This is a genomic window from Xanthomonas cucurbitae, from assembly GCF_002939885.1.
Classification (GTDB): domain Bacteria; phylum Pseudomonadota; class Gammaproteobacteria; order Xanthomonadales; family Xanthomonadaceae; genus Xanthomonas; species Xanthomonas cucurbitae.
The window spans coordinates 23,714-36,845 of record NZ_MDED01000034.1 but is presented as its reverse complement, the minus strand read 5'-3'; the positions used below and the strand labels follow the sequence as shown (position 1 = coordinate 36,845).

General features: G+C 66.4%; 2 protein-coding genes and 1 pseudogene. 2 read left to right on the top strand and 1 reads right to left on the bottom strand.

Features of this window, described 5'->3' with window-relative positions; translation table 11 throughout:
- Positions 1-97: 97 nt before the first annotated feature.
- Positions 98-535, top strand: a pseudogene (locus XcuCFBP2542_RS15560) (M14 family metallopeptidase); the annotation flags it as partial.
- A 99-nt stretch (positions 536-634) separates the two neighbouring features.
- Here the strand turns inward: XcuCFBP2542_RS15560 and XcuCFBP2542_RS15555 are convergent.
- Positions 635-2,446: an EAL domain-containing protein gene (locus XcuCFBP2542_RS15555; protein WP_104604671.1), complete on the bottom strand. Its 1,812-nt coding sequence runs from the start codon at positions 2,444-2,446 to the stop codon at positions 635-637.
- Positions 2,447-3,154: 708 nt separating this feature from the next.
- Between XcuCFBP2542_RS15555 and XcuCFBP2542_RS15550 the strand changes: the two genes are divergently transcribed.
- Positions 3,155-13,093 (top strand): autotransporter-associated beta strand repeat-containing protein, encoded by a 9,939-nt coding sequence (locus XcuCFBP2542_RS15550; protein WP_104604662.1) that lies wholly within the window; start codon positions 3,155-3,157, stop codon positions 13,091-13,093.
- Positions 13,094-13,132 lie beyond the last annotated feature (39 nt).

The window sequence follows — 13,132 nt, the reverse complement described above, 5'->3', positions numbered from 1 at the left end:
TGTGGCTGAACCCGGATAACGACGATAGAAAAGCACCCGATGAAATGAAGTTCGCAGCATGAAATAGCGGACAACTATGTTGACAATCACCGTGCCGGGCCGGATGCTGGTGCACATCGACCTGCACGAAACCACCGATAGCGACGAACACGAATTCCGTCCTGCACTGGCCGCGCGCGACGGTGTGGCGTTCGTGCCGGGCAGCATCCCTGATGGGTTCTATCTGGTGGGCGATAGCGAGGATCCGCAGCCGGGCTTCCAGCAGGCGATCATCGCGGCGGTGGCGAAGGTCACGCATATTGCCCCGCCCGATGCGCACGGTCGGATCATCGGTGCTCCGGTGGTCGATCATGGTGTCATCCACTACCCGGTGCGGCGCCTGGGCTTGTGCGCGGGGATGACCGATGCACGCTACCGCACCACCACCGAGGTCTATCCGGACAGTCCCGGCGCGACGCCCGCCCAATGCAATACAGCGCAGGTGACGGCCATCTGCGCTGCGCTGGATCATGCGTTGGCGCATCCGGGCAATTGACCTGCGCACCGAGTGCACTTGCAGGGATGGGTGCGTGCCGTGGCCGTGCTGCGGCAGTGCGTCTCTGTCGCAGGCGGACTCGCCGCCGCTAGATCGGCGTCAGGGTAGCCGCTGTTGCTCGGTGGCCTGGCGCACATAAGCAGCCACCAGGTGCGCCTCCATCGGCCTGGACAACAGATAGCCCTGCGCCTCGTCACAGCCCCAGCTGCGCAACAGCGCGATTTCGTCGGCGTGCTCCACGCCCTCGGCCACGGTGCGATACCCCAGTGCACTGGCCAGCCGCACCACCGCTTCGGCGCGCGTCTGCATGCCGGATTTTTCGGCGATGCCGGTCACCAGTGACCGGTCCAGTTTGAGCACGTTGACCGGCAGCTCGGTGAGGTAGCCGAAGTTGCTATAGCCGGTGCCGAAGTCGTCGATGGCCACGCTCACCCCGGCGTCGCGCAGGGCGCGTAGACGGGGAACCGCCTCCACATTGCTGCGTAGCCAACGGCCTTCGGTGATTTCCAACTCGATCCGCGTGGTGGGAATCGCCAGCGCGCGACAGCGGTCGATGACATCCGCCGCCAGGTTGGTGTTGCCGAAGTCGCGCGAAGACAAATTGATCGAAATCGAGAATTCCAGCCCCTGGGCGCGCCACTGCGCCAGTTGCAGTAGTGCGTTCTCGATGACCCAGTTGGTGACCGTGCACATCAGCGCGGTCTTTTCGAACAGCGGGATGAATTCATCCGGTCCGATGGGCCCCAGGCTGGCATGCTGCCAGCGCAGCAGCGCCTCGAAGCCGGTCACCGACAGATCCAGCAGGTTGATGCGTGGCTGGAACACCAGGCGGAACTCGCCAGCTTTCAAGGCATCCTCGGCATCCAGCGCCAGCCGGTAGGAGCGCTGGATGGCATCGTCGTGCGAGGCGTTGTACCAGCAGACGATGGCGTGATTGCCGATGGCATCGCCAAGTGCAACCAGGCCCTTGCGCATCACATCGTTGGTGTCTGGCTGCTGCGGAGCGAACCGCACCACGCCAGCATGGAAGGTCAGCGACATCGGTACCCCGGCGGCATCCACCGGCTTTTGCAGCATGTCGCGCAGATCCAGTAGCAGGTCTTCCATCTCGTCGGGTGCGGAATTGAGCAGGAAGAACGCAAACCGCATCGAGGCAACGTGATACACCGTCGCCTTGCCACGCAATGCGCGGGTCAGTACGTAGCTGGCATGCCGGATCAATTCTTCCAGCGGTTGCATGCCCAGCACCTGGCGCGCTTCATTGGCGGCCTGCGCGTCGTAAACCTCGATGAAGGCGGCGATGGTCGCTACGTGCTGGTTGCCCATGGCCAGCGCATCCAGGTCCGATTGCAACTGGCGCGCATTGAACAGCCCGCTATGCGGTTCGCGGCGGCCCGCGCCGAACTGCAGTTCGAGCTGTGCGGCGGCGACGTTGGCGAACATGCGCAGCTGCTGATGTTCCTGGCTGGCCAGGCGGCGCTCGCGCGCGTCGATGACGCACAGCGTGCCGCAGATACCGGTTTGCGGTGCGCCAACCGGCACACAGGCGATGAACCGGGCAGGCAATCCGGGAAATGCCGCGTCGCCGAGTTGAATCGATGCCAGGGCATCGTGCTCCACCCGTTCGACAACGCCGCTGGCCGAGCTTGCTGCCGGCGGACATAGCGCAATGGCCTGTTCGACGTGATCCGGATCCACGCCGCGCGCGGCCAGCACGCGCATGCGCCCCCCCTCGGTAATGGTGAGCGCGGCGGCCGGCGCCACCAGGGCGTGACACAGCAGGCGCGCAATCTGCTCCAGTGGCTCCATGCCACCCAGGTCGATCGGCACACCCGACCAGTCGGACTGGCGTTCCTGCATGTTGTTTCCTGGAGAGGACGTCATGTCGTCAGGTTCCGTGTCGCAGATCACGCGCTGCACGCCTACTAGAAACATACGCAGGTCGTCGTGAGGTGACAAGCCGTTACTGGGGTGGCCCCCGCAGGATAATCGCCACACCGGCCTTCTTCCGTACAACTGAACGGTCTTTGCCATGGGTAATCGACCTCTTCCTGAAAAAATAGGTTCAATTTCAATCAGGCTTTCAACCCGTTGCTTCATGTAATTGGTCTTATTAACCGAGCCGATGCGTGAGCGCACGGGACAATACTTTTCAACGGATAATCGGCGAGCGAGGAGCTGGGTGTCACTCTTATATTTCTGCGAATCCTGGAGCTAGTGACTGCGTGACGACCATCCGCAACCACTCCACTCTAGAGGCTGCTTTTTCGGCAAAAAAATCGATAAATATTGCGCATTTTCGGCGATTAAAGTAAGCGAGCGCCGATTTTCGATGGATGAGCGAACGCGAGCAAACTATTCGACAATTTACGTGAGAGCCCATTTCGAATACAGGGGTTTGTGATATTAATCACAGTTTCACCGGCCTTGATTCGACTATTAATCCTTCACCGTTTTCAAGCGATTGGTATTAACAAGTTTGGTTGCTCCACGTGAGGAGCGGCGTCCCGTGCGCGTCATCAAGAATGAATTTTGAATGCATTGCCGCCAGCGGCAAGCACAGCCATGCATCGGCGCGGCGGTACTGCTGCGCCCGTCAGTCACCAGGGGGAAATAAAAATGAATCGTGCATTTGCGCTCGTCTGGAACGCCACCATCGGAAACTGGGTCGTCACGCATGAACTGGTGCGTCGGCGTCGCAAGCCCGGGGCGACGCGCAGGGCACTGCCGCAGCTGGTGATCCTGGCCGCGGGGGCGGCCGCTCCCGCCCTGGCCTGGTCGGCGTGTACACCGGCAGTGCCGGTGGCGGGTGCGACGGTCACCTGCACTGGGTTGGCAGGCATTGGCAATAGTTTTGCCAGCAGCGCGAACAATCTCACCATCAACGTGGCAGCGGGCACGCAGATGACGGCGGGGCTGCTGGGAGGAACCGCGGTGGCACTTGGTGGCACCAATGCCACGCTCAACAACGCTGGCACGATCGATCCATCCATCCTCGGCCTGCTGTCGGTGTTGGGCACTGGTGTCACGATGGGCAATGCCAGCTCGACAGCAGTGACCGCCAACAATCTGGCCGGCGGCGCGATCTACGGCACCGGCGGCCTGATCGGGGCCAATCTGCTCAACCTCGACGGCATGGCATTGGGCATAACCTCGGCCAGCAACGGCACCGTGCAGATCAACAATGCCGGGCTCATCAGCAGCAGAGCGCTGTTGAATCTTTCGCTGCTGGGTGCGGACACCCCGGTGATCGCGGTCAGCGGGGGCGGCACCGTCAATGCCGTCAACACCAACACTATCGAAGGCCGGGTCGCGTTCCAGAGTTCGGCCGCGGGCAACACCTTCATCAACGGCGGCAGCATCACTGGCAGCGTGTCGATGGGAGCGGGCAGTACCAATACCTTCACCGCGGTCACCGGCAGCAGCATCAGCAGTGGCGGCGGGCTGGCGCTGGAAGTGCTGGGCCCCGGCGGACTGCTGAGCTTTGCGCGGACCGGCGTGGTGGATGGCGGTGCCGGCGGCAGCAATACCCTGTTGCTGCAGAACGCGGTGACCGGCACCGGGAGCGGAAATACGGGCTCGGGCACGTTGAGCACCGACCAGTACATCAATTTCAGCACCTTGCGCGTCAATAGCGGCACCTGGTCGCTGACCGGCGCAAGCAATTTCGGAAGCAGTGCGCTCAACGGTGGCGTGCTGCAAATGGCCACACCCGCGCAACTGGGGTCGGCGATCACCGCAAATGGCGGTGCACTGGAGGCCACGGCGGCCGGGCTGACCCTGGCCCCCAGCGCCGGCATCACGCTGGGTGCCGGCGGTTTGACCGTGCAGGGCAACACTGGCTACACCATCGGCAGCAGCATCACCGGCGCGGGCGGCCTGGTCAAAAACGGGATCGGTGGGCTGACCCTGACCGGCTCCAACAGCTTCAACGGGGGCGTCACCCTGGGCGGCGGGACGCTGACGGTGGGCAGCAACGATGCACTAGGCACCGGCACGGTGACTGCGGCCGGCGGCCTGCTGGACACCACCGCTCCCGTGACGCTCAGCAATGCGTTCTCGCTGGTCAATCCCCTGGGCGTGGGCGCAAGCGGCAACGCGCTCAGTCTGACCGGTACGCTGTCCGGGGCCGGCGGCCTCGACAAGACCGGGGCCGGTACGCTGGCGTTGAGCGGAAACAATACCTATCTCGGCGGCACCACGCTGGCGGCAGGCACCTTGCAGTTGGGCAGCAATTCCGCCCTGGGCAGCGGCGCGCTGAATGTCACCGGCGCAGCCAACCTCAGCGGCAGTGCGCCATTGACGGTGACCAACGCCGTCAACCTGGCCGGGCCCTTGAGCTGGACCGGCACGCAGGCGTTGACGCTGGCGGGCACCATCGACGGCAGCGGCAGCCTCATCAAAAGCGGCCTCGGCGATCTGACCCTGGCCAGCGGCAACAGCTATACCGGCGGCACCACCCTGAGCGCGGGGCGGCTGCTGGTCGGTGCCGGCGCCGCGCTGGGAACCGGCGGCCTGAACGCCAGCGGTGGCGTGCTCGATGCAAGCGCGGCGACCGTCGTCGGCAATACGCTGGCGCTCACCGGCACCTTGGGCGTTGGCAGCAATGGCACCGCGCTGACGCTGGCCGGCACCATCGCCGGCACCGGCGGGTTGAACAAACTGGGAGCCGGCACGCTCGCCTTGACTGGTCTCAATACCTACAGCGGGGGGACCACGCTCAGCGCGGGCACCTTGCAGCTTGGCAATGCCGCCGCACTCGGCGGCGGCGCATTGACAGTGGCTGGCAACGCCACGTTGCAGAACACCGCAGCCACCACCTTGAATACCGCCATCGCGTTGAACAGCGGTGCGCTGACCCTGGACGGCGCGCAGGCGCTGACGCTGAACGGCGCCATCGGCGGTGCGGGGAGCCTGGTCAAATCCGGCGCCGGCGATCTCACGCTTGGCGGCAATAATTTGTTCAGTGGCGGCACCACGCTGAGCGCGGGCAGGCTCACCATCGCCAGTGACACCGCACTTGGCCTGGGGACGCTCACTGCCGCCGCCGGCACCACGCTGGACACCCTGGCGATCAGCACACTCGCCAATGCCATTGCGTTGACGGGTCTGGTCAATATCGGCGGCAGTACCGCATTGAGCCTTACCGGAGACCTCAGCGGTCCCGGTGGCCTGGACAAGCTCGGTGCCGCCAGCCTGACCTTGAGCGGAAACAACAGCTACAACGGCGGCACGCGCCTGAGCGCGGGCAGCCTGGTGCTGGGCAGCGACGCCGCGCTGGGAAGCGGCACTCTGACCGTTGCCGGCGGCGTGCTCGATAGCACTGCGGCGCGCAGCCTGACCAACGCTGTCGTGCTGGATGCCGACCTGCAGCTGGCGGGCAGCCAGGACATCGCGCTCAATGGCCTGGTCGGCGGAAGTGCCGGCCTGGTCAAGAACGGCGCCGCGACCCTGGCACTGACCGGTGCCAATACCTTCGTCGGCGGCGTGGATCTCAATGGCGGCGCCTTGCTGGTTGGCAGCGCCACGGCGCTGGGCAGCGGCATCCTGACCGCCGCCAATGGCACTCAGTTGCAGGCCACGGTGGCCACCACGCTGGTCAATGATGTGGTCGTGAATGGCGCCCTGTCTGTGGTCGGAAACAATAGCCTTGGCCTGACCGGCAGCATCAGTGGAGCGGGTAGCCTCATCAAGCAAGGCGGCGGTGCGTTGAGCCTTGCCGGCAACAATCTCTACAGCGGTGGCACGCGGTTGGACGCGGGCACGTTGGTGGTGGGCAGCAACACCGCGCTCGGCACCGGTGCGCTCAGCGCCGCAGGCGGCACGCAGCTCACCGCCGGCACCGCGTTGGCGCTGCAGAACGCGCTGACGGTCGATGGGGCATTGGGCATCGATGGCCAGAACCTCACGCTCGATGGCGACATCGCTGGCGCGGGAAGTCTGCTCAAGAACGGCACACAAACACTCGTCCTCAATGGCACCAATAGTTGGTCGGGCGGGCTGCAACTGCAGGCCGGTACCGTGGTGGTGGGGAGCAACACCGCGCTGGGCACGGGCACGCTCAGCGCTGCGGCGGGCACCACGCTGGATGCCAGCAGCGCGGTGAGCTTGGCCAATGCGCTCACGTTGAACGGTGCGCTGACGCTGCCCGGCACGCAGGACATGGTGCTTGGCGGCGTCATCGGTGGCGTCGGCAGCCTCGTCAAGCAAGGCGGCGCCAGCTTGACGCTGGGCAACGCCAATACCTTCGACGGTGGCGTCGCGCTGGGGGGCGGGCGCCTGCTGCTCGGCACCGCCACGGCGATGGGCACGGGTGGTCTGTCGGTCGATGGGGTGGCCGAGCTTGATACCACCGCCGCGCTTGGCATCGACAACGCGTTGCAATTGAACAACCAGCTCACCCTGGTCGGCAGCAACGAGCTGGCATTGAACGGCGCAATCGCCGGCAGCGGCAGCCTGGTCAAGACCGGCGGCAGCACCGTGTCGCTCAATGCGGGCAACAGTTACACCGGCGGCACCACGCTTGTCGCCGGCACGCTCGCGGTCGGGGCCGATACTGCGCTGGGGAGCGGCAGCCTCTCGGTGACTGGCGCGTCGACCCTGAGCAATGCCATTGCCGTGGCCTTGAGCAATGGTATCGATCTGGGCGCTGCGCTCACCGTGGACAACGCGGCAGACATGCTGGCCAGCGGCAGCCTCGGCGGTGCCGGCGCGCTGACCAAGACCGGCCTGGGCACCTTGACGCTGAGCGGCAGCAACACCTACACCGGCCCGCTGGCGATCCAGAACGGTACCGTGGTGGCCAGCACGGCGGCGGCACTGGGCGCCCCGGGCACCATTGATATCGCGGCAGGCGCCGCGTTGAACCTGGTCGGCGGGGGGCTGATCGGCGCACTCAGCGGCGCCGGCAGCGTGGACATCGCTGCCGGCAGCACCCTGCAACTGGGCAGTGGCGACTTCGCCGGTGCGCTGGCAGGCGGCGGTGCGCTCGACAAGATCGGCACCGGCACGCTACGCCTGCTCGGCACCAGCGCGATCGGTGGCGCCACCCAGGTCAGTGGCGGCACCCTGGATGTCGTGGGCAACCTGGGCACGAGCGCGCTGGACGTCGGGCTGGGCGGCACCCTGACCGGTAGCGGCGGCAACGGGGCCATTGCCAGCGGCGTCACCATCGGCGATGGCGGCCGGCTGGCGTTGACCAGTGGCAGCTCGCTCAGTGTCGCAGGGCTGACCCTGGCCCCGGGCGCGTCGCTGGACGTGGCGCTGGCCGCGCCCAGCGTCACCCGGCTGCTCGCGGTCAACGGCGATCTGACCCTGGATGGGACGCTCAACATCACCGATCTGGGCGGCTTTGGAACCGGCGTCTATCGGCTGATCGACTACACCGGGGCACTGACCGACAACGGCGTGCTGTTCGGCAGCATTCCCGGCAGCATCGACATCAGCCAGCTGGCGCTGCAGACCGCGATCGGCCAGCAGATCAATCTGGTGGTCAGCGTGCCGGGCAGCATCGTGCAATTCTGGGATGGCGTGCAGACCACGGCCAACGGCAGCGTGGAAGGCGGCGCCGGTGTCTGGGGCGCGGCAACCAACTGGACCAACCAGAACGGGTCGATCAACAGCACCTGGCAAGGCGGTTTCGCGGTGTTTTCCGGCACCGCCGGCAGCGTGGGCATGCAGGGGATACAAGGCGTCGGCGGCCTGCAATTCGTCAGCGATGGCTATCAGCTCAGCGATGCCGGAGGCGGCGCGCTGGAGGTGAGTGCCCCGCTGACGGCGGTGCGTGTCGATCCCGGCGTCAGTGCCACGATCAATGTCGCCATCACCGGAGTCGGGGGCGTGCAGAAGCTCGACACCGGCACCCTGGTGCTCGTTGCGGCCAATACCTATGCCGGCGGCACCTCGCTCAGCGGCGGCACCCTGGTACTGGGCAATACGCAGGCGCTGGGCAGCGGCACCCTGACCGCGGCCACGGGGACCAGCCTGGATGCCACCCAGGCCTTGACCATCGGCAATGCGGTGGCGCTCGATGGCGCGGTGACGATGCTTGGCAGCAACGACCTGGGCCTGTCCGGAGCCATCGGCGGTACCGGAAGCCTTGTCAAGAACGGTGCCGCCACGCTCACGCTGGACGGCAACAACAGCTACCTCGGCGGTAGCGTTTTGAATGCCGGCAGCCTGGCACTGGGCAGCAATACCGCGCTGGGCGCCGGCAGCCTGTCGGTGCTGGGCGATGGCATCCTGAGCAATGCGGTCGCACTGACGCTGGGCAACAACATCGACCTGAGCGCCAATCTGGGCATTGCCAGCGCAGCGGATCTGACCTTGACCGGCGTACTGAGTGGCACCGGGGCGCTGACCAAGAGCGGCAACGGACGCCTGACCCTGTCCGGCGCCAATAGCGTCAGCGGCCCGGTGGCGGTGCAGGCCGGCGTGCTTGCCACCTCGGCCACCGGCTCGCTGGGCAGCGCCGGCACGGTGGATGTCGCCGCCGGTGCCGGACTGGCTCTGGGCAGCACGACGGCGTTGAATGCGGTGAGCGGGCAGGGCGAGGTCGCGATCGCCGGCGGCAGCACGCTGCAGCTGGGCGCCGACAACAGCGACCGGACTTTTGCCGGCAGCTTCAGTGATACCGGCAACCTGGACAAGCGCGGCAGCGGCACCTTGCAGCTCACCGGCACCAGCGCCCTGGGCGGCACCATCCAGGTCACCGGCGGCACGCTGGCGGTGGATGGCACGCTGGCCAGCGTTGGCGGCCTGAGCGTAGCCGCCGGCGCCACGCTGGGCGGCAGCGGCGTGGTCGATGCGGCCGTCACCGTCAACGATGGCGGCAGGCTGGTGGTCAACAGCGGTGCATTGCTGAGCACCGGCAGCCTGAGCATGGCGCCCAACGCCACGCTCGACGCGTTCCTGGGAGTGCCCAGCCAGACAGGGGTCCTGGCGGTCAACGGCAACCTCACGCTGGACGGGACGCTCAACATCACCGATATCGGCGGTTTCGGCAGTGGCGTCTACCGCCTGATCGACTACACCGGTGCACTGACCGACAACGGCCTGGGCCTGGGCACGCTGCCTGTCAGCGTGGACCCTGCCCAGCTGACCGTGCAGACCGCGCTCGCCCAGCAGGTCAACGTGGTGGTGAATGCGCCCGGCAGCACGGTGCAATTCTGGGACGGCGCGCAGCTCATCGCCAATGGGGGCATCGACGGCGGCACCGGCACCTGGGTGGCGGGCGCCACCAACTGGACCGCGCTCGATGGCCTGACCAACAGCGATTGGCAGAATGGCTTCGCCGTCTTCGGCGGTAGCGCCGGTGTGGTGGACGTGCAGGGCAACCAGGGCATCACCGGCCTGCAATTCATCACCGACGGATATGTCCTGAGCGGCAGCGGCACGCTGAGCGCCAATGCCGCCAACACCATCATTCGGGTGGATCCCGGCGTCACCGGTACCATCGCGGCGTCCATCGGCGGCACTGGCACGCTGCAGAAGCTCGATACCGGCACCCTGGTGCTGGATGCGGCCAATACCTATGCCGGCGGCACGGCATTGAATGGCGGCAGCTTGCTGCTGGGCAATGCGCAGGCGCTTGGCAGCGGCGTGCTGACCGCCGCCGCCGGCACCGCGCTCGATGCCACGCAGGCACTGGCAGTGGGCAATGCGCTGGTGCTGGATGGCGCAGTGGGCGTGCTCGGCGGCAACGACCTGAGCCTGTCCGGCCTCATCAGCGGCGCTGGTGGCCTGGTCAAGAGCGGTTCGGCCACGCTGGCGCTCAGCGGTGCCAACAGCTATGTCGGCGGCACCGTGCTGGGCGACGGCACCCTGCTGGTCGGCAGTGACACCGCACTGGGGGGCGGCGCGTTGTCGGTGACCGGCGATTCGGTACTCGCCAATGCGGTCGCCACGGCATTGGGCAATACGGTCACGCTGGGTGCCACGCTCACCGTGGACACGCCCGCTGCGATGACGCTGGCCGGCGACATCGGCGGCAACGGTGCGCTGGTCAAGACCAATGCCGGCACCTTGACGCTGGCGGGCAACAACAGCTACGCCGGTGGCACCACGGTCGATGCCGGCACGCTGGTGGGCGATAGCGCCAGTCTGCAGGGCGCCATCGTCGACAACGCCACGCTGGTGTTCGATCAGGCCAGCGATGGCGTGTTCACTGGTTCGATCACCGGGACCGGCAGCGTCGTGAAGGACAGCGCCGGCACCTTGTTGCTCGACGGTGCCAACGGCTACACCGGCGGTACCCGCATCGTGGCCGGCAGCCTGATCGGCGACACCAGCAGCCTACAGGGCGATATCGCCAATGCCGCCACACTGGTCTTCGACCAGACTACCGGTGGCGTGTACGCGGGCGCGATCAGCGGCACCGGCGCACTGGAGAAAGCCGGCACCGGCGCGCTGCAGCTGACCGGGGCCAATAGCTATACCGGCGGCACGCTGCTCAGTGCAGGCAGTCTGATCGGCAACACCACCAGCCTGCAGGGCAATGTGGTGAACAATGCCACGTTGGTCTTCGACCAGGCTGGCGCCGGCAGTTTTGCCGGGGCGATCAACGGCTTGGGCAGCGTGGTGAAGCAGGGCGGCGGCGTGCTGACGCTGAATGGTGCCAACACCTACGGCGGCGGTACCAGCATCATCGGCGGCACCTTGCAAGGCAACGCCACCAGCCTGCAAGGCAACATCCTCAACAATGCCGTGCTGGCGTTCGACCAGGCCGGCGATGGCACATATGCCGGCAACATCACCGGCAGCGGTGCGTTCATCAAGACCGGTGCCGGTGCACTCACGCTGACGGGCGTCAACACCTATCTGGGCGGCACCACCATCACCGCCGGCAACCTGATCGGCAACACCAGCAGCCTGCCGGGCAATATCGTCAACAGTGCCACGCTGACCTTCCTGCAGAACATCAACGGGACGTATGCCGGCACGCTGTCGGGCGTGGGAACGCTGGTGAAGGATGGGCTGGGCACCTTGTTGCTCACCGCCAACAGCAGCGGTTTCACCGGGCCGACCGCCGTCAATGCCGGCACCCTGAGCGTTGGCAACGTCGCCAATCCGGGGGCCGCGCTTGGCGGGCCGGTCACGGTGGGGCCGGGCGGCACGCTCACTGGTGGTGGCACCATCGGCAGCCTGAATCTCGCTGGCGGCAGCCTGTTGATCGGTGGCAGCAACGGCACCCTCAGCGTGGACGGCACTGCCACGTTCGGCAGCGGGTCCACCCTGCAGGTCACACCGGGCGCAGACGGAACGGTGACGCCGGTAGCGGTCGGCGGTGCAGCGGTGGTCGCGCCAGGCAACACCTTGCAGTTGGTGCGCGGTACCGAACTGTTGCCGTTCACCCAGATTCCTGTCCTCAACGCCGCCGGCGGGGTGAGCGGGCAATTCAGCAACGTTGTTTCCGACCACGCCTTCCTTGAGCCCAGCGTGAGCAGCAGCGCCACCGGTTTGTCGGTTCAGTTGGGTCGCAATACCGTGGCGATGGTCGAAACGGTCACCCCCCCCAACCAGCAAGCCGCTGCCGCCGGCGTGGACAGCCTGCCCATCACCAACCCGGTGTATCAGTCGGTTGTGCGTCTGCCCAACGATCCTGCGGCGATCGCCATCGCCTTTACCTCGCTGTCGGGCGAAAGCCATGCCAGCACCGCCACCGCCCTGCTGGATAGCCGCTTCCTCGCCAGCGGTATCGGCAACCATCTGCGCGGCGACAGCCAGGACACCCAGGTCGGCCAGACCACGGTCTGGATCACTGGACGCAGCCTGCCCAACCGGATCGACGGCGATGCGCAAACGCATTCGGTGCGCCGCGAAGACAACGGCCTCATGGCCGGCGCCGAACGTCGCATTGGCGAGCGCAGCGCGATCGGCGTCGCGTTGGGCAACCAGGACATCGAAAGCTGGTCGCGGGAGTGGGGCGACCGTGCCCGGATCGATGGCACGCATGCGGGTATCTACGGCCAGTTCGCCGGGTCCGCGTTCTCCCTGCACGCCGCGGTGGACTACGCCGACTACAGGGTAGATTCCACGCGTCGTGTGCTGCTGCCGGGCGTGCTCGAAGAACGCCTCACCAGCGACTACGATGCCACCGCCATCACCGCCTCGCTGGAAGCATCCTGGCAGTGGCGTAGCGGCGATGCGGTCTACAGCCCGTTCCTTGCCGCCGACTACACCCGCCTGAAGACCGATGGTTTCAGCGAACGCGGAGGCATTTCCGGATTGGCGGTGCAGGGCGCCACCGACGAGTTCGTCACCAGCACCCTGGGCCTGCGCGGTCGCTGGGCGCTTGCCGAACCGGCGGCCCTGTACGCATCGCTGGGCTGGCGACATGCCTTCGGGGATCGTGCGGTACGGCGGTCGGCCGGCTTCGTCGGCACGCAGGCGCCATTTACGGTGCACAGCGTCAGCCTGGCCAAGAACGCAGCGATTGGCGAGGTGGGACTCAGCCTGGTCACCTCGCCCAACAGCCGCATGTCGGTGTCCTTGCAAGGACTCAACGGTGACGGCCAGACCGCCTATGGAGGACAGCTGAGCTGGGGTTGGAGTTTCTGACCGGCCGCAGTAGCGCGGCATCGAAACACCCACGCCCCG